At 69.3% G+C, this 17967-nt stretch carries 18 protein-coding genes; 12 read left to right on the top strand and 6 right to left on the bottom strand.

The window, feature by feature from the left end; all coding sequences use genetic code 11:
* Nucleotides 1-2: 2 nt before the first annotated feature.
* Nucleotides 3-932, top strand: coding sequence for an NADP-dependent oxidoreductase (locus AC5Y5B_RS10845; RefSeq protein WP_500005394.1), 930 nt, complete (start codon nucleotides 3-5; stop codon nucleotides 930-932).
* Nucleotides 933-938: 6 nt separating this feature from the next.
* Here the strand turns inward: AC5Y5B_RS10845 and AC5Y5B_RS10840 are convergent, their stop codons facing one another.
* From AC5Y5B_RS10840 to AC5Y5B_RS10825, 4 genes are read right to left on the bottom strand one after another with little or no spacing between them, the layout of a single operon-like run.
* Nucleotides 939-1769, bottom strand: coding sequence for an oxidoreductase (locus AC5Y5B_RS10840; protein WP_500005329.1), 831 nt, complete (start codon nucleotides 1767-1769; stop codon nucleotides 939-941).
* Between the two features lie 2 nt (nucleotides 1770-1771).
* Entirely contained in the window at nucleotides 1772-3016 is a 1245-nt protein-coding gene (locus AC5Y5B_RS10835) for a hypothetical protein (RefSeq protein WP_500005328.1), read from the bottom strand.
* Nucleotides 3009-4205, bottom strand: coding sequence for a sulfotransferase family protein (locus AC5Y5B_RS10830; protein WP_500005327.1), 1197 nt, complete (start codon nucleotides 4203-4205; stop codon nucleotides 3009-3011). The genes AC5Y5B_RS10835 and AC5Y5B_RS10830 overlap by 8 nt, the downstream gene beginning before the upstream one ends.
* A 3-nt stretch (nucleotides 4206-4208) precedes the next feature.
* Nucleotides 4209-4652 (bottom strand): nuclear transport factor 2 family protein, encoded by a 444-nt coding sequence (locus AC5Y5B_RS10825; RefSeq protein WP_112633890.1) that lies wholly within the window; start codon nucleotides 4650-4652, stop codon nucleotides 4209-4211.
* A gap of 94 nt (nucleotides 4653-4746) precedes the next feature.
* On the opposite strand from AC5Y5B_RS10825, the gene AC5Y5B_RS10820 reads away from it, so the two are divergent.
* Together AC5Y5B_RS10820 and AC5Y5B_RS10815 are read left to right on the top strand one after the other, a co-directional pair.
* Nucleotides 4747-5637: an SDR family NAD(P)-dependent oxidoreductase gene (locus tag AC5Y5B_RS10820; RefSeq protein ID WP_112633889.1), complete on the top strand. Its 891-nt coding sequence runs from the start codon at nucleotides 4747-4749 to the stop codon at nucleotides 5635-5637.
* Nucleotides 5638-5639: 2 nt separating this feature from the next.
* Nucleotides 5640-6461: a mycofactocin-coupled SDR family oxidoreductase gene (locus AC5Y5B_RS10815; protein WP_112633888.1), complete on the top strand. Its 822-nt coding sequence runs from the start codon at nucleotides 5640-5642 to the stop codon at nucleotides 6459-6461.
* A gap of 87 nt (nucleotides 6462-6548) precedes the next feature.
* Here the strand turns inward: AC5Y5B_RS10815 and rpmB are convergent, their stop codons facing one another.
* Entirely contained in the window at nucleotides 6549-6743 is a 195-nt protein-coding gene (gene rpmB, locus AC5Y5B_RS10810) for a 50S ribosomal protein L28 (RefSeq protein WP_500005326.1), read from the bottom strand.
* A gap of 461 nt (nucleotides 6744-7204) precedes the next feature.
* On the opposite strand from rpmB, the gene AC5Y5B_RS10805 reads away from it, so the two are divergent.
* The 4 genes from AC5Y5B_RS10805 (at nucleotide 7205) to AC5Y5B_RS10790 (ending at nucleotide 12719) form a co-directional block, all read left to right on the top strand.
* On the top strand, nucleotides 7205-7867 hold the full coding sequence (locus AC5Y5B_RS10805; protein ID WP_240631784.1) for a lysozyme family protein: 663 nt from the start codon (nucleotides 7205-7207) through the stop codon (nucleotides 7865-7867).
* Between the two features lie 178 nt (nucleotides 7868-8045).
* Entirely contained in the window at nucleotides 8046-9740 is a 1695-nt protein-coding gene (locus tag AC5Y5B_RS10800; protein ID WP_289176366.1) for a DAK2 domain-containing protein, read from the top strand.
* Between the two features lie 2 nt (nucleotides 9741-9742).
* A complete protein-coding gene (gene recG / locus AC5Y5B_RS10795; protein ID WP_500005325.1) occupies nucleotides 9743-11959 on the top strand; it encodes an ATP-dependent DNA helicase RecG in 2217 nt (738 codons plus the stop codon).
* 46 nt (nucleotides 11960-12005) lie between these two features.
* A complete protein-coding gene (locus AC5Y5B_RS10790) occupies nucleotides 12006-12719 on the top strand; it encodes an HNH endonuclease family protein (protein ID WP_112634970.1) in 714 nt (237 codons plus the stop codon).
* A 7-nt stretch (nucleotides 12720-12726) separates the two neighbouring features.
* On the opposite strand, the gene AC5Y5B_RS10785 is transcribed toward AC5Y5B_RS10790, so the two are convergent.
* Entirely contained in the window at nucleotides 12727-13572 is an 846-nt protein-coding gene (locus AC5Y5B_RS10785) for an aldo/keto reductase (RefSeq protein ID WP_165821885.1), read from the bottom strand.
* A gap of 402 nt (nucleotides 13573-13974) precedes the next feature.
* On the opposite strand from AC5Y5B_RS10785, the gene AC5Y5B_RS10780 reads away from it, so the two are divergent.
* The 5 genes from AC5Y5B_RS10780 (at nucleotide 13975) to coaD (ending at nucleotide 17776) form a co-directional block, all read left to right on the top strand.
* Nucleotides 13975-15093 (top strand): alpha/beta hydrolase, encoded by a 1119-nt coding sequence (locus AC5Y5B_RS10780; protein ID WP_112634969.1) that lies wholly within the window; start codon nucleotides 13975-13977, stop codon nucleotides 15091-15093.
* Nucleotides 15094-15194: 101 nt separating this feature from the next.
* On the top strand, nucleotides 15195-15962 hold the full coding sequence (locus AC5Y5B_RS10775) for a DsbA family protein (protein ID WP_112634975.1): 768 nt from the start codon (nucleotides 15195-15197) through the stop codon (nucleotides 15960-15962).
* Nucleotides 15959-16606 carry a vitamin K epoxide reductase family protein gene (locus AC5Y5B_RS10770; RefSeq protein WP_112634968.1) on the top strand — a complete coding sequence of 216 codons (648 nt, stop codon included), beginning with the start codon at nucleotides 15959-15961 and terminating at the stop codon, nucleotides 16604-16606. The genes AC5Y5B_RS10775 and AC5Y5B_RS10770 overlap by 4 nt, the downstream gene beginning before the upstream one ends.
* Nucleotides 16607-16616: 10 nt before the next feature.
* Nucleotides 16617-17171 carry a 16S rRNA (guanine(966)-N(2))-methyltransferase RsmD gene (gene rsmD / locus AC5Y5B_RS10765; RefSeq protein ID WP_112634967.1) on the top strand — a complete coding sequence of 185 codons (555 nt, stop codon included), beginning with the start codon at nucleotides 16617-16619 and terminating at the stop codon, nucleotides 17169-17171.
* A 122-nt stretch (nucleotides 17172-17293) separates the two neighbouring features.
* Nucleotides 17294-17776 (top strand): pantetheine-phosphate adenylyltransferase, encoded by a 483-nt coding sequence (gene coaD, locus AC5Y5B_RS10760; protein WP_112634966.1) that lies wholly within the window; start codon nucleotides 17294-17296, stop codon nucleotides 17774-17776.
* Nucleotides 17777-17967 lie beyond the last annotated feature (191 nt).

The raw sequence follows: 17967 nt of genomic DNA, 5'->3' as shown, positions 1-17967 counted from the left end.
AGATGACGGCGCTGCGGGCGCACCGGCGGGGCGGCCCGGAGCAGTTGGTGCTCGAACGGGCCCCGCGACCGGTGTTGGCCCCCGGGGAAGTGCTGGTGGCGGTACACGCGGCCGGGATCACCTTCGACGAGCTGACCTGGGACGAGACCTGGACCCGCGATGGCGTCAGCCGCGTGCCGGTGATCCCCTCCCACGAGGTGTCGGGTGTGGTCGAAGCGGTCGCCGCCGACGTGTCGGATTTCGCGCCGGGCGCCGAGGTGTATGGGTTGATCCGGTTCGACCGTGACGGCGCGGCGGCCGATTTTGTCGCCGTGCCCGCCGCCGACCTGGCGAGCAAGCCGGCGACGGTGTCGCACACCGTCGCCGCCGCGCTGCCGCTGGCCGGGCTGACCGCCCTGCAGGCACTGGTCGACCACGCCGCCGTGCAGCCGGGAGAGAGCGTGCTCGTGCACGGCGGTGCCGGGGGCGTGGGCCTACTGACGGTGCAGCTCGCCGCGATGCTGGGCGCGCGGGTGACCGCGACCGTGCGCAGCGACACCGCCAACCTGCTGCGCGGGTGTGGCGCGCAGCGGGTGATCGACGTGCGCACCGAGGCATTCGACGAAACCGGTGCCGGCTACGACGTCGTCATCGACACGGTCGGCGGGCCGACGTTGGAGCGGTCGTTCGGGGTGCTGCGCCGCGGCGGCCGGCTGGTCACGCTGTCCGCACCGCCTCCGGAGGGTCGGGCCGAGGAATTCGGCGTCACCGCAACCTTTTTCATCGTCACACCGAATCGAGATCAGCTCGACGAACTTGCCGCGCTGGTCGACAGCGACCGGTTGCACGTCGCTATCGCCGCGACGTTCGCACTCGACGAGGGCCGGGAGGCGTTCGAAAGCCGCGACCACGGCAGGCGGGCGGGCAAGACGGTCCTCATCGTGCGGGACTGAGTGGCGTCACGAATCCGCGAAATTCACGTTTTTCGTGACGGCCTTCCATTCTTCGATCGACGCCGACAGCGCGGCGAGCTTGTCCCGCATGGCTTTCAGCACGTCACGACCGAGCAGCAGTCGCAGCGGCGGCTCGTCGAGCGTGGTCACCATCAGCACCGCTTCGGCGACCTTGCGCGGGTCGCCGGGCAGGTGATCGGCGAACTGCTTGATCAGGTCCTTGCGCGCGGCCACGTCGGCGTAGTCGGCGATCGGGCTGCCGGACTCCTTCATCGACCGCGTGGCCCAGTCGGTGCGAAACGCGCCGGGCTCGATCGCGGTCACCTTGATGCCCAGCGGGCGCACCTCGGCGGCCAGCGCCTCGGTGACCGCCTCCAGCGCGAATTTGGTCGAGGAGTAGTAGGCGTTGGGCGGGTTGGCCACCAGCCCGGTCATCGAGGAGATGTTGATGATGTGCCCCGATCCGCGGGCGCGCATGGCCGGCAGCACCGCCTTGATCATGTCGACCGCCCCGAAGTAGTTCACGTCGAACAGCTTTCGGACCTCGGCGTCCTCACCCTCTTCCACCGAGGACAGGTAGCCGTGGCCGGCGTTGTTGACCAGGACGTCGATGCCGCCGAACGCCTCGTCCGCCGCCGACACCGCCGCCGCGATCTGGGCGGCGTCGGTCACGTCGAGCGCGACGGCCACGGCCCGATCGCCGAATTCGTCGGCGATGTCGCGCACCGCCTCGGCCCGCCGCGCGGTCACCACCACGCTGTGTCCGGCTTGCAGTGCGGCGCGCGCGATTTCGCGGCCGAAACCCGTGGAGCATCCCGTGATCAGCCAGCGCGACATGGTCAGATCGTCCCTTCCGGCAGGCGCCGCAGATAGGCCGCGCGCCGCTGCGCCAGCTCCGCCGCGCGCTGCTGTTCACTCACCCGCGGCAAGTGCGGCACCTCGGCGTCGAGCCGGTCCAGCTTGACCACCCGGCCGCGTGCCCCGAGGTCTTCGCGCGGACCGGCCGCACCGAACTCCGCCATCCGCAACGTCAAAATGGCCTCCCGCAGACCGTCGGAGTCGATCCAGTTCGCCACGCCGGGGTCGACGGGCGAGATCACATAGGTGTAGCTGCCGTCCTCGTTGGCCACCGACTGCGCCTTGTTGAGGCTGCCGGTGCGGTCGACGAGATTCAGGGTGGTGCCCCAGATGTTGCTCAGCGGCACCGTGAAGTATTCGGCCCCACCGTCGTTCAGGTCGACGACGAACGCCTCGTCGGGGGCGAGGTCGAACCGGCCCATCACGTAGACCTGGTTGCGCATCGCACCGACCTTGTCCGCCGACCACGCCAGGTTGAAGTGGTTGGCGGGCATCTTGTACACACCGTGGCTGAGCTTGCCGGTGAAGTCGGCGAAGTAAGCCATCATCGTCGCGGTGGCCTCCGCCTGTTCGTCGAGCGTGCGCGCCGGCGTGGCCGGAGGACCGCCGAGGCGTTGCACCTCAATGTGATTCGGGTCGTCGAGACCCCAGTCCAGCAGCACGTCGCGGATGTAGAACTCGTGGGCTTGCGGCGAGGTCTGCACGTGGTTGGGCCGGCCGCCGGCCGGGTCGGAGTCGACGGTGATGGTGTAGCTGCCGTCGGAGTCGACCTGCATGGTGCGGCCGTTCAGCACGGCGACGGTGCCCATGTGCGCGTCCCACAGCGTGAAGTAGTTCTCGGTCATGCGGTGCTCGCCGACGCGGCCGCGGATCTCGTAGCGTTCGTCGCCCGAGATCGGGATCACCCGGTAGATGCTGTCGGGATTGTCGATGCCCCACCGCGATCCGGGAATGCGGCGGCCGTCCACCGGATGCGCGAGCCGGGTGATGCAGCTGACCTTCGGTCGCAGCTTGTCCTGGTTGGACGACCACACCGCCGCGGAGAACATCACCTCGGCGAACGCGTCGTCGAACCGTTCGCGCATCGCGTCGGACGCCTTGGCGCGACCGAGCCAGGTCTCGGCGACCGTGCGGTAGGCGGCCTTGACGGTAGGGTGCTCGATCAGGTCGAGGGCCGCCAGCTCCTGCTCGTGCTGCGACGCCGTCGCGACCGGGTCGTCAGGCATGTGCTGTTCCTCCGATGTGCTGTCCGAAACGCTTGTTGTACAACGTGAATCGTTCGTCGACGTGCTCGGGACGCAGGCCGTAGTTGTCCAGCCCGTAGGGCGGCCGCGGCACCTCGTGGGGACGGTGGGCCAGCCAGCGCCGCATCGCGTCCTCGGCCTGCACGGTCAGCGGCAGGCCGATGGCGTGGTACACCCGGGCCACCTGACCGATCGGGTCGGCCACCGCCTCATCGAACCCGATGTCGGTGACCACGGCATCCTGATCGGTCCAGCCGCCGCGGATCGCCATCGCCCGGTCGTTGGTCCAGCCCATCCGCTCCAGCCACTGCGCGCCGACCCGATGCACGTCGACGGTGTCGGCGTGCATCGCGTGCAGGGTCGCGTTCAGGCTGGCGCCCGACGCGATGGTGGTGCGCGGGTCGCGATGCATGTGCACGATGTGCAGGCCGGGAAACTGGGCGCGCAGCAGGTTCAAATACCCAAGGTGCGCAGGCGATTTGAGCACCCAGCGCTGTCCGGTGATGCCGCACTGTCGTTTCTGCCACTGCAGGAACTGCAGCATCCGGTGCAGATACCCGTAGGCGGGGGAGAAGTCCTGGTCGTTGAGCCAGGACCGGTACCGCGGCAGGTGTGCCCCGGACTCGGGAACGTGCGACAAGAACGCGTCGGCCAGGAAGACGATCTCCTCTTCGGCCTGCCTGGCGTACATCGGGTGAATCGAGAACAATTCCGGCGCCAGTTCGCGGGATTTCGCTTCGCGGACCTCGCTGATCGCGATGCGCGGATCGGGCGCGTCGGTGAACCGATGGTTCAGCCGCGGCGCGACCTCGACGACCTCCCATCCATAAGCGCAGACGAAGCGCGGGTCGGCGGCCAGCAGCCGCTGCAGCAGCGTGGTGCCACTGCGCATCATCCCCACGACGACGATCGGCGCGGCCACCCGCTCGTCGAGGATCTCCGGGTGGCGCCGGATCCACTCCTGCGCGCGCAGCCGCATCCGCAGGCTGTGCACGATGCCCGAGCGCAGGATGTGCACGCCGATGTCGTTGAGGTCGGCGCGCGCGTAGTCGGCCAGCAGCACCCGCAGCGGGCCCTCGAATTCGCCCGGGCCCCAGTCGGTCAGCGCTTCCTTGCGTTGCGCGTCGGCCATGACGGCGGCCGGGTCGAAGAACGCGCTCGCCGAAGGCACGGGTCAGAACTTCAGGTGCTGGCTGACGTCGCCGACCTGGTCGACGAACATGGTGCGGCTGTCAAAGCACCAGGCCCCGTCCACCCGGTGAAAGGTGTCCTTGTAGTGCCCCGTCACGATGACCTGCAGGGGGAGGTCGTCGGTGGCCTGCGTGACGCAGTAATAGGACGTGCTCTGCGCGGTCCCGGCCGCCTCGTCGATGTAGAGCTGCACGTTGGTGGTGTTGTGTTTGGTCTTCGGGGTGCCGTCGTCGTAGATGCGCGTGGCCATCTCGTACATCTCGCGCACCCGGGCCGAGCCGGCGAACACCGTCTCCGGCGGCCCGTCCTCGACCCCGCAGATGCGGCCGTGCTCGAAGAGCCGGGCCACCCCGTCCAGGTCACCGCCGTCGAGAAGCTGCGCATAGGTGTAGATGAGGTTGGTGATCTCGGTGGCGCTGCCAGTCATGTCGAACCGCCTCGGGAGTCTTCCGCACCGTTCCGCAACAATGTTGGCAGAACCGGTCCAACTTACATAGAACCGACCATTACTCTGGATCGCCGTGACCTTACCGTGGACGCCGAGCCGGCTCGGCAACCTCACCGGCAAACGCGTGATCGTGACCGGGGCGACCAACGGCGTCGGGCTCGGCACCGCGCGTGCGCTCGCCAAAGCCGGGGCGCACGTGATCCTGGCGGTGCGCAACACCGAACTCGGCGAGCAGCGCGCCGCCCAAATGGGCGGTTCGACCGCCGTCATCAAGCTCGACCTCGCCGACCTGTCGTCGGTGCGCGCCTTCGCGGACCTCATCGATGAACCGGTGGACATCCTGATCAACAACGCCGGGGCCCTGACGGACCGGCGCACCGAGACGGCCGACGGCTTCGAGATGACGCTGGGCACCAACCTGCTCGGACCGTTCGCCCTGACCAATCTGCTCCTGCAAAGGGTGCGTTCGCAGATCATCAACGTGGGCTCCGATGCGCACCGGTCGGCGACGCTGCGGCTCGACGACCCGCACCTGCGCCAGCACAAGTGGACGAGGCTGGGCGCCTACGCGCAGTCGAAGCTCGCGGTCATGCTGTGGGGGCTGGAGCTGGACCGCAGGCTGCGCGCGGCGGGATCGCCGATCGTCGCGCAGCTCACCCACCCGGGCTGGGTGGCCTCGAACCTGTCGAACCTCGGGGACTCGCCGCTAAAGGCGGTGGCCCACAAAGGGGTCAAGGTGGTGGCCGACCGGTTGGCCAACGACATCGACGAGGGCGCGGCGCCCACGCTGTACTGCATCAGCGAGCCGATTCCGCCGGGCAGCTACGTGGGGGTCAGCGGCAGGTTCGGGCTGCGCGGCGGCCCGGTGCTGATCGGCCGCACGCCCCTGGCCTGCGACTACGACACGGCCGCGCGGCTGGTGGACTTCGCCGAACGCGAGACCGGCACGAGACTGGAGGTGTAGTCATGGGCGAATTCGACAACACGGTCGCCGTCATCACCGGCGCCGCGCGCGGACAGGGCCGCAGCCACGCCGTGGCGCTGGCCGAGCAGGGGGCCGACGTCATCGCCGTCGACATCTGCGCCGATCTCGAGGCGATTCCCTACGCCCTGGGGACCGAATCCGATCTCGCCGAGACCGTACGCCTGGTCGAAGCCGCGGGTCGCAAGGCCCTGCCCGTGGTCGCCGACGTACGCGACCTGGCGCAGCTGGAGGCCGGGGTGCAGGGTGCGATCGACGCGATCGGTGAGGTGGACATCGTCATCGCCAACGCGGGAGTGGTCGCGATCGGGGAGACCGAGGTCCATTCCGAGCCGGTGTTCAACTCGATCGTGGACACGAACCTCAAGGGGGTCTGGCACACGCTGCTCGCGACGGTGCCGTCGATCATCCGCAAGGGCCGCGGCGGCTCGATCGTGATGATCAGCTCGTCGCAGGGTTTGACCGGCCGCGGCGGTGATGGCAGCGCCGCGATGTTCGCCTACGCCGCGTCCAAACACGGCGTGGTCGGGTTGATGCGTTCGGCCGCGAATGCCTATGCGCCGCACAAGATTCGGGTCAACTCGATCCACCCGGCCGGTGTCATGACGCCGATGATCCTCAACGATTTCGTCGTCAACCGGATGCTGGAGAACCCGAACCCGGCGGTCTCGCAGATGCTGCTGCCGGACGTGCCGCTCGTCGAAGCGCAGGATGTTACCGAAGCGGTGTTGTGGCTGGCCGGCCCGAAAGCCCGCTATGTGACGGGCGTGTCGATCCCGGTGGATGCCGGCCACGTCGTCATGTAGCTGCGGCGTCTAGCCGATGGTCGCGACCCGTCCCCCGCAAGCGGGAGGTGCCCCCGGCGTCGGCTACGCCGCGCTTGCGATCGCCACTTAGCCGCGAACGACGTTGCCGGCCTTGATGCAGGACGTGCAGACGTTCAGCCGCTGCTTGTTGCCGCCCGGACGGGTGACGACGTGCACGGTCTGAACGTTGGGGTCCCACCGGCGGCTGGTGCGGCGGTGGGAGTGCGACACCGACTTACCGAAGCCGGGGCCTTTCCCGCAGATGTCGCACACAGCGGCCATTGTTCAAGCTCCTCAAATCTCGGGGGTCCGGCAATCTGGCCGGGACAGCCCGGGTCCACCCGGGCCCAACCAGGATACCGACTGGGCTGGCAACCACCAAAACGTCAACGGCCAAGCTCCGGGTCACGCCGCACCCAGGTGTGTGCGCCGCGCCCCCCGAAGCCGTCAGCATCGAGTCGATCACAGTACCAGGGCAAATCCGGGCTCCTCGGACGCCCGGTCGTTAGGATGACAGCGCCGCCGATGGTCGGCGCGGTCGCTGCCTGTGGGCACGCGACGGTGCGCCGGGCCGGCTGAAGGCCTTTCCTGGCGGCGCCGGCCTGCGCGGAGTTGCGGATGAGGCTGGGGAGCAAACATCGGCAGGCTTGAGGGGAGTGCGCGGGGTGGTTGCGCGCGCAGAAGACACCGGAGGTTGCGCCCGCGCCGGCGATCGGCGGGGCGTTCCGGCGGCGATACGACGGCTGGTCTCGCGGGTCCGCCGGGTCGCGGCGGCGTATGTGGTGGTGACGGCGCTCGGCAGCCTCGCCATCGGCAGCACCGCCGGCGTCAGCTCGACGGTCCAGGACGGGCTGGGCCCGAAGGCGTCGTGGCCCGGCCCGGCCGGTGCCGCGCCCTCCTGGTGGCAGCCTCCCGCCCTTCTCGCTCCGGTGCCGCCGGCGGCCGCCGCGCGGGGCCCGATCCAGCTGTCGGAGGTGGGTTTCGAGGGCCGGGGCACGTGGCCGGAGGGACCGGAGGCGATCCGCGGCTACCTCGAGGAGGCGCTCGACAGGATCGGCATTACCGAGCCGCCGGCCCGTGGCCGCTGGATCGACGGCATGATGACCATCGCCGATCATGAGGCGCAGTTCCACTCGGGCGCGATCAACCTCTCGGACAGCAACGCCTACGGACCGCCCCAGCCCGACGGCGGCCCGCTGCATGCAACCCGGGGTCCGTGGCAGGTGATGCCGGATACGTTCGCGATGTTCCACCAGGCGGGAACTTCGAATTCGGCATGGGATCCGGTGGCCACCGCGTGCGCGTCGATGAACTACCAGATGAGCCGCTACGGGGTGAACCGCGATGGCAGCAATCAGCGCATGCTCGTGGGGCAGGCCAATCCCGGTATCCGGCAGGGTTATTAAGCGCGACCACGGTTTATTCTTGCCGGGGTCAACGGCGTCGGTGATGACCTCGCCCCCGGGGGGTCTGATGCTGGCCGCCCGATCTTCCTCAACGGCGCGGAGCAACTGAGCGCAACGGCTCCGACGCCGGGCTACGCTGGCGCCCACCGGAGGACTGGTGCGGAGGAGGTGGGTCAGACTGGGCACTGCTGATACGTCGCAGGAACGTCTCCTGGACGCGATCACCCTGCGCGACTGGGCGCACACCGCCGTCAGCGACCTGATCACGCACATCGACGAGATCAACCGGCTCAACGTCTTCCCCGTCGCCGACTCCGACACCGGGGCCAACATGCTGTTCACCATGCGGTCCGCCCTGGCCGAGGCCAACGCGGGCGCCGAGGGCGGCTCGGGCTGCGTGGCCCGGGCCGCGGCGGCCCTGTCGGCCGGGGCGCTGAACGGCGCCCGCGGCAATTCCGGCGTGATCCTGTCGCAGATCCTGCGGGGCGTCGCCGACGTCACCGCGACCGCGGCGGCCGACGCGGGCGGCGAACTGCCCCACATCGACGCCGCCATTCTCGGTGCGGCGCTGCAGCGCGGCGTGGAGCTGGTCATCAGCTCGATGGGCGGGGAGGAGATCCCCGGGACCATCGTCTCGGTGCTGCGGGCGGCCGCCGCCGCCGTCGCGCAGTGCGCCAAGGCCGGCGATGGGCTGGTGGCGGCGGTCATCGCGGCCGGTGACGCGGCGGTGGTCGCGCTGGAGAAGACCCCCGAACAGCTCGACGTGCTCGCCGACGCCGGCGCCGTGGACGCCGGCGGGCGCGGTCTGCTGGTCCTGCTGGACGCGCTGCGCTGCACCATCACCGGGCAGGCCCCGGCCCGTACGGTGTACGAGCTGTCCCCGCGGGCGCTGCAGCCGGAGGCGCCCGCGCAGCGCCCGGCGCCCCACTTCGAGGTGATGTACCGGCTGGACGGCTGCGAGCCCGCGGCGGCGGACAGGCTGCGAGATCGGTTGGGGGAGTTGGGTGATTCGGTGGGCATCGCGTCGGCGCCGTCGTCGCAGCGCACCTACTCGGTCCACGTTCACACCGACGACGCCGGCGCCGCCGTCGAAGCGGGCCTGGCGGCCGGGCGGCTCAGCCGCATCGTCATCTCGGCGTTGAGCTCGGGCGCCCCGGGGCTGCCCGCCGGCGGCTGGACGCGGGAGCGCGCGGTGCTGGCGGTGGTCGACGGTGACGGCGCGGCCGAGCTGTTCGCCGGGGAGGGCGCCAGCGTGCTGCAACGCGGCCCGGCCGGGCACGATTCCGTCACCAATATCAGCGCGCACCAACTGATGCGGGCCATCGTGGACACCGGTGCCGCGCAGGTGATGGTGTTGCCCAACGGCTACGTGGCGGCCGAGGAATTGGTGGCCGGGTGCACCGCGGCCATCGGCTGGGGGATCGACGTCGTGCCGATCCCGACGGGGTCGATGGTGCAGGGGCTGGCGGCCCTGGCCGTGCACGAAACCGACCGGCAGGCGGTGGACGACGGCTACACCATGGCCCGCGCCGCCGGTGCCGCGCGGCACGGCTCGGTGCGCATCGCGACCGAGAGCGCGCTGACCTGGGCGGGGCGCTGTCGCCCCGGCGACGGCCTGGGCATCGCGGGCGACGAGGTGCTGATCGTGGCGGCCGACGCGGTCGGCGCGGCGATCGGCCTGCTCGATCTGTTGCTGGCCTCCGGCGGCGACCTGGTGACGGTGCTGCTGGGCGCCGGCATCGACACCGACGGCGACGCGGGCGCGGTCGGCGACATCCTGGAAGAACACATGCACGACCACCACCCGGGGACCGAACTGGTCACCTACCGCACCGGCCATCACGGTGACGCGCTCCTGATCGGGGTCGAGTAGCGATGGTGTCGTTGCGCGACCGGCTGGACTACGCCGTCGGCGGGAAGGTCGTGGGGCTCCTTGACGAGGTGTTCGGCATCCGGACCGTCGACGACCTGTTGCGCCACTACCCCCGCAGCTACACCGAGGGCGCCAGCCGGTGGGACGCCGACGACGAACGGCCGCCGGCCGGTGAACACGTCACCATCATCGACACGATCACCGACACCGAGACGTTTCCGATGAAGAAGAACCCGAAGAAAATGTGTCACCGCATCACCCTCGGCTCCGGGCGCAGCAGGGTGACCGCCACGTTCTTCAACGCGAACTACATCAAAAAGGACCTCACCACGGGCACCAAGGTGATGCTCTCCGGCGAGGTCGGGTTCTTCAGGAACGTCATGCAGCTCACTCACCCCGCGTTTCTGCTCCTCGACGCGCCGGACGGGAAGAACCGCGGCACCGTGTCCCTCAAGAGCATCGCCAACGCCTCGCACGCCACCACCGGCGAAGACATCGCGGACGCTTACCAACGCCACTTCTTCCCGATCTATGCGGCCAGCGCCAAGCTGCAGAGCTGGACCATCTTCTCCACCGTGCGCCAAGTGCTCGACGTGCTCGACCCGGTGCCGGATCCGCTCCCCGAGGACCTGCGCGCGAAATTCGGCTTGGTCTCCGAGGACCAGGCATTGCGCGACATCCACCTCGCCGAGAGCGAGCAGCGGCGCCAGCGGGCGCGCGAGCGGCTGACCTTCGACGAAGCCGTCGGTCTGCAGTGGGCGCTGGTGGCCCGCCGCCACGGTGAGCTGTCGGAGTCGGGCCCGCCGGCGCCGCCGCGTCCGGACGGCTTGGCCGCAGAACTGTTGGGGCGCTTGCCGTTCGAGTTGACCGCGGGACAGCGCGAGGTGCTCGGCGTGCTGTCCGAGGGGCTCGCGGCGAGCCGGCCGTTGAATCGACTGCTGCAGGGCGAGGTGGGTTCGGGCAAGACGATCGTGTCGGTGCTCGCGATGCTGCAGATGGTCGACGCGGGATATCAGTGCGCGCTGCTGGCGCCGACCGAAGTGCTTGCCGCGCAACATCTTCGGTCGATACGAGACGTGCTTGGTCCATTGGCGATGGCGGGGCAGTTGGGTGGCGCCGATAACGGCACCCGGCTGGCGCTGCTGAGCGGGTCGATGACCGCGGCGCAGAAAAAGCAGATCCGCGCCGAGATCGCCGGTGGTGAGGTCGGCATCGTCGTGGGTACCCACGCCCTGCTGCAGGACGCGGTGGAATTCGACAACCTGGGCATGGTGGTGGTCGACGAGCAACACCGCTTCGGTGTCGAGCAGCGAGATCAGTTGCGCGCCAAGGCCCGTCCCGGTGTCACACCGCACCTGCTGGTGATGACCGCCACGCCCATACCGCGCACCGTCGCGCTCACCGTGTACGGGGACCTGGAAACCTCGACGCTGCGCGAACTTCCGCGCGGCCGCCAGCCGATCACCAGCAACGTGATCTTCGTCAAGGACAAGCCCGCGTGGCTCGGCCGGGCCTGGCAGCGCATCACCGAGGAGGTCGCCGCCGGCCGCCAGGCCTACGTGGTGGCGCCGCGCATCGACGAGAGCGACGACCCCGGTGACGAGCAGAACGCCAAGGCGCCGGAGACCGCCGAGGGTCTCTACGCGCGGCTGCGCTCCGGCGAGCTGGCGAACCTGCGGTTGGGCCTGATGCATGGGCGGCTGTCCGCCGAGGAGAAGGACGCCGCCATGGCGGCCTTTCGGGCCGGCGAGGTCGATGTGCTGGTGTGCACCACCGTCATCGAGGTGGGCGTCGACGTCCCCAACGCCACGGTGATGCTGGTGATGGACGCCGACCGGTTCGGGATCAGTCAGTTGCATCAGCTGCGCGGCCGGATCGGGCGCGGCCAGCATCCCAGCCTGTGCCTGTTCGCCAGCTGGTCGGCGCCGGACTCGCAGGCCGGGCGGCGGCTGCGCGCGGTGGCCGAGACCCTGGACGGCTTCGCCCTGGCCGATCTCGACCTCAAGGAGCGTCGGGAGGGAGATGTGTTGGGCCGCAACCAGTCTGGCAAGGCGATCACGCTGCGGCTGCTGTCCCTGGCGGACCATCTGGAGTTCATCGAGGCCGCCCGGGACTTCTGTGTGCGGGCCTACGCCGAGGACCGGTCCAATCCCGGATTGGGGCTGCTGGCGGCGCGATTCACCGACACCGACCGCATCGAATACCTGGACAAGTCTTGACCGCCGGCGACGATGCAGAGCGTCGCGATGGGGAGGAGCGGCGCAGTTGAACCGCAAAGTACTGCTGTGGCTGGCCGCCACGGCGGCGCTGGCGTTGCTGGTGGCCTACCAGACAGTCGGGTCCTCAACCGCCCGGCACGCCGCCGAATACGCCGCGCGCGCCGACGTTCCGACGGTGCAGCCCGGCACCGATGTGCTCGCCGGCGTCGCCGTCGTGCCGCTGCGCCAGCACCGCTACGACTACCTGCGCTCGGCGTTCGGCGACGCCTGGGACGACGACAACGACGCGCCGCTGGGGCACAACGGATGCGACACCCGCGACGACATCCTCAACCGCGATCTCGTCGACAAGACCTACGTGTCGGTGAAGCGGTGTCCGGACGCGGTGGCCACCGGCACGCTGCACGACCCGTACACCAACAAGACCATCGCCTTCCAGCGCGGTCCCAAGGTCGGCGAATCCGTGCAGATCGACCACATCGTGCCGCTGGCCTACGCCTGGGACATGGGTGCGTACGGCTGGCCCGCTCCCGAGCGCCTGCGCTTCGCCAACGATCCGGCCAACCTACTGGCCGTCGACGGACAGGCCAATCAGGACAAGGGCGATTCGCCACCGGCGCAATGGATGCCGCCGAATGCGGCGTTCGCCTGCCAGTACGCGATGCAGTTCATCGCGGTGCTACGCGCTTACTCGCTGCCGGTGGACCAGGCGTCGACCGGCGTGCTGCGACAGGCCGCGACGACCTGCCCGGCGGGATAGGGACCGCTTAAGCGCCTTCGTAGGTCTCGGGATCCGGGCGCAGCCGGGTGCCGTCGTTGAGCGCGTTGAGCGCATCGACGTGCTCGCCGGCCAACTCGAAGTCGAAGACGTCCAGGTTCGAGGCGATGTGCTCGGCGTTGGCCGACCGGAAGACCACGGCATTGCCCAGCTGCAGGTTCCACCGCAGCAGCACCTGCGAGGCGGTCTTGCCGTATTCGCCGGCGACCGAATTCACCGTCGGATTGTCGCTCAGCTTGCCCAGCGCCAGCGGCGTGTAGGACTGGGTGAGGACGTTGTGCTCGGCGTTGGTCTTGCGCAGCGCTTCCTGGTTGAGCAGCGGGTGCAGCTCGATCTGGTTGACCGCCGGGGTGACGAAGGTCAGGTCGATGACCGTCGTCAGGTGCTCGTCAGTGAAGTTGGAGACGCCGATCGAGCGGGCCTGGCCTTCCGCGCGGGACTGGATCATGCCGCCGAAGGAGTTGACGTAGCTGCCCAGGGCCGGGGCCGGCCAGTGGATCAGGTACAGGTCGACGTAGTCCAGGCCGAGCCGCTCGAGGCTGGCGTTGCAGGCCTCCATCGCCCCCTTGAAGCCCTGGTCCGCCGTGGCCAGCTTGGTGGTGACGAACAGCTCGGCGCGGGGAATGCCGGAGGCGGCGATGGCGCGTCCCACGGCGGCCTCGTTCCCGTAGGCCGCGGCGGTGTCGATCAGCCGGCAGCCAGCTTCCAGGGCCGCCGACACCGCGCGTTCGGTCTCGTCATCCGACAATTCCGCGACGCCCAGGCCCAGGGCCGGGATCGTGTTTTCGTCGTTGAGAGCAATTGAGGGTACGGCGGAGCCCGACTCGCCAGCCAATTCATTCACCTGCCTGTGAAATTGAAGGTTCGAGAGTGTGACCGAGCCGAGTTCCGGCATCGAATTCGAGGCGCTGAGTTCGAAATCGAACACGTCGAAATCGCTCGCAATCCGATGAAGGCCACCGACCTGGGGACCACGATCTTACCGAGCCGGTAAACACACCCGACCGACACCTGGGCGCGGGCCCTCCCGCGCCGCGGGCGCGGGTGGATCTGAAGCGTCGATATCGCGGACTGTGCACCACGCGCGCGGTGCGACGGTAACGCTGCAGTAGCGTGAGTCGCGCGGCATTTGCCGCGTGTTTGGTGGCCGCCGGAGCCGGCAACGCTCCGGGCGGTGGGCTCGGGGGCCGAATTGCCGCGAACCGGCGAGCGTACGCACGTGTTAAGGGGGTTGCCCATGACCAGGCCTCTGTCAGGCGCACCGGAGCTCGAGTCCGGCGCCGAGCGCGCCTCGGGGTCGCTGGCCAGTCGGATCCAGAGCGCCGTCACCAGCGTCGGGGCCAAGGTCATCCCGTGGATCCCGACCGCCCTCAGGCGGGGGCTGGTGCGCGGTCGCTCGGTGATCATCGACGGCAACACGCTGGACCCCACGCTGCAGCTTATGCTGTCGGGCCTGCGCGCCGTCGGCATCGACGGCCTGGTCGTCGACGACGACCCGCAGGTCTCCCGCGCTCACATGCGCGAGTCGACCGTGGGGTTCCCCGGTCCGCAGATCCACGTCGACGTCACCGAGCTCTCGCTGCCCGGTCCGGCCGGGCAGATCCCGGCCCGGCACTACCGGCCCGCCGGCGGCGAGGCGGCACCGCTGCTGGTCTTCTACCACGGCGGCGGCTGGTCCATCGGCGACCTGGACACCCACGACAGCCTGTGCCGGCTGACCTGCCGTGACGCCGGGATCCACGTGCTGTCGATCGACTACCGGCTGGCCCCCGAACACCCGGCGCCGGCCGCGATCGAGGACGCCTACGCCGCCTTCTCCTGGGCCTATGAGCACGCCGGCGAGCTGGGTGCGACGCCAGGGCGGGTCGCGGTCGGCGGGGACAGCGCCGGCGGTAACCTCGCCGCCGTCGTCAGCCAGATCGCACGCGACGAGGGCGCGCCGGCGCCGGTGCTGCAATGGCTGATCTATCCGCGGACCGACTTCACCGCCCGGAACCGGTCGCTGACGCTGTTCTCGCGCGGCTTCCTGCTGACCAAGCGGGACATCGACTGGTTCGAATCGCAGTATCTGCGGCGCTCGGAGCTCGACCGCACCGATCCGCGGGTGTCGCCGGCGCTGGCCGAATCGCTGAGCGGACTGGCGCCGGCGCTGATCGCGGTCGCGGGTTTCGACCCGCTGCGCGACGAAGGCGAGAGCTACGCCGAGGCGCTGCGGGCCGCCGGCGTCGCCGTGGACCTGCGCTACCTGGGTTCGCTGACCCATGGCTTCGCCAACCTGTTCCAGCTGGGCGGGGACAGCATGGTCGCGACCAGCGAGCTGATTTCGGCCCTGCGCGCGCACCTGAGCCGGGTCTGATTCCGTGAGTGGTCGGCGCCGGTAATCTAGAGGCGCCTTGTCCGATCGCTTTGTCCGCACCCGGGCAGACCGACAACTCGTACCGAAAGATCAGGGAACCCGTGGCCGACAAACCCAAACGTCCCCCGCGATTCGACATGAAGTCGGCCTCCGGCGGTAAGTCGAGCCGGCTCGTCCAAATCGGCGGTACCGCATTCGTGGTGATCTTCGCCGTCGCCCTCGTCTTCTACATCGTGACCTCGCACCACAAGAAGACCGGCCCCACCGGCGCGGGCGATACGGTCCGGGTCACGTCGAGCAAGCTGATCACCCAGCCCGGCAGCAGCAACCCCAAGGCCGTGGTGACGTTCTACGAGGACTTCCTGTGTCCGGCCTGCGGCAACTTCGAGCGCACCTTCGGCCCGACGGTGTCCAGGCTCATCGACTTGGGCGCCATCGCGGCCGACTACTCCATGGTGTCGATCCTCGACAGCTCCCGAAACCAGAACTACTCGTCGCGCGCGGGCGCCGCGGCGCTGTGCGTCGCCGACGAGTCCCAGGACGCCTTCCGGCGCTTCCACTCCGCGCTGTACAGCACCGACATTCAGCCCAGCGAAACCGGCAAGAGTTTCCCGGACAACGCGCGGCTGATCGAACTCGCCCGCGAGGCCGGCGTGGTGGGCAAGGTGCCGGACTGCATCAACAGCGGCAAGTACCTGTCCAAGGTCACCGGCGAAGCGGCGGCCGCGCACATCAACGCCACGCCGACCATCAAGATCAACGGTGAGGACTACGACCCGTCGACACCCGACGCACTGGTCAACAAGATCAAGGAGATCGTCGGCAACATTCCGGGCATCGACGGCGCGGTCGCCCCGGCCGCGATGTGACCGGTGCGGTGTCGACCGACGCTGCCGACGCCACCGGCGACCTGACGCCGGAACCGGCTGCGGGGGCGCGGGTGCCGGCGCTCAGCGGCTGGTGGGTGCTGATCGCCGGGCTGATCGGGCTGGTGGCGTCGATGACGCTGACGATCGAAAAGATCGACATCCTGGAAAACCCGGCGTACGTGCCGTCCTGCAACATCAACCCGATCCTGTCCTGCGGCTCGGTGATGATCACGCCGCAGGCATCGCTGCTGGGTTTCCCCAACCCGCTGCTGGGGCTGGTGGCCTTCACGGTGGTGGTCGTCACCGGGCTGTTGGCGGTGACGAAAGTGGCTCTGCCCCAATGGTATTGGCTGGGTTTGACGGCCGGGCTGGTGGTCGGGGTGGTGTTCGTGCACTGGCTGATCTTCCAGAGCCTGTATCGCATCGGCGCGTTGTGCCCGTACTGCATGGTGGTGTGGGTCGTCACCGCCTCGCTGCTGGTGGTGGTCGCCTCGATCGCCTACCGCCCGGCGCTGCAGCAGCGGCAATCCGGCCCGGGGTGGGTGCTCTTCCAGTGGCGATGGTCCATCGCCGCGCTCTGGTTCACCGCGGTGTTCCTGCTGATCATGGCGCGGTTTTGGGACTACTGGTCGACGCTGCTCTAGGGATTCGCAGGTGACCCGGATCATTGGCGGCGCGGCCGGGGGCCGTCGCCTCGCGGTCCCGCCGCGCGGCACCAGGCCCACCACCGACCGGGTGCGCGAATCGTTGTTCAACATCCTGACGGCCCGCCTGGACCTGACCGGTGTCGCCGTACTGGACCTCTACGCCGGTTCGGGCGCACTGGGATTGGAGGCGCTGTCCCGCGGCGCCGCCGCCGCGCTGTTCGTGGAGTCCGATCCGCGCAGCGCGTCCGTCATCGCCCGCAACATCGAAACCGTCGGCCTGCCCGGCGCCACCCTGCGCCGCGGGACGGTGGCGACCGTGCTGGCCGCCGGGACCGACGTGGCGTTCGATCTGGTGCTGGCCGACCCGCCGTATGACGTCGACGCCACCGAGGTCGAGGCCGTGCTTTCGGCGCTGCCCGCCCGCGGCTGGGTGCGCCCGGGCGGCGTTGCGGTGGTGGAGCGTGCGGCCGGCGGCGCGCCGCTGCAGTGGCCGGCCGGTTGGGCCGTGTGGCCGCACCGGGTTTACGGCGACACCCGTCTGGAGCTGGCCGAGCGTCAGTGAGGTAGGCGTGTACCGTCATTCGTCATGGCGCCGCTCCTTAGCATCGCTTCGTTCTGCATCGTCGCGGCGCGCGTCATGGCGCCGCTCCTTCGCATCGCTTCGTTTTGCATCGGATCGCGCGCATGACGGGCGCGGTATGCCCCGGGTCGTTCGACCCGGTGACGTTGGGCCACATCGACGTCTTCGAGCGCGCGTCGGCTCAGTTCGACGAGGTGGTGGTGGCGATCCTGACCAACCCCGCCAAAAAGGGCATGTTCGACCTCGACGAGCGGATCGCGATGATCAACGAGTCGACGACGCATCTCCCCAACCTGCGGGTGGAGGCCGGACAGGGTCTGGTCGTCGACTTCGTCCGGGCGCGGGGCATGACCGCCATCGTGAAGGGGTTGCGCACCGGCACCGACTTCGAATACGAGCTGCAGATGGCGCAGATGAACAAACACGTCGCCGGTGTGGACACCTTCTTCGTCGCGACCGCCCCGCGCTATTCGTTCGTGTCCTCATCGCTGGCCAAAGAGGTCGCAATGCTCGGCGGTGACGTCTCCGAGCTGTTGCCCGAACCGGTCAATCGCCGTCTGCGCGAACGGCTTTCGGCTCGGCCCTGACCCGGCCGATCGCCACCGAAAGCATTGCGCGCCAAGCGCGTTGACTAGGCCGGTGGCGGCCTGGAGTAAACCGCCGCGCCGTGGGTACCCGGTGGTGTCCGAGTTCTCCGGCGATTACCCGTGAACCCCTCGCCAGGGGCGGCCGACGGATTCGAGCGCGCCACGCAAACCGGAGTCCACCGGAAAAGATC

The sequence above is a fragment of the Mycobacterium sp. NGS33 genome (assembly GCF_059812885.1).
This window is presented reverse-complemented; position numbering and strand designations above follow the sequence as displayed.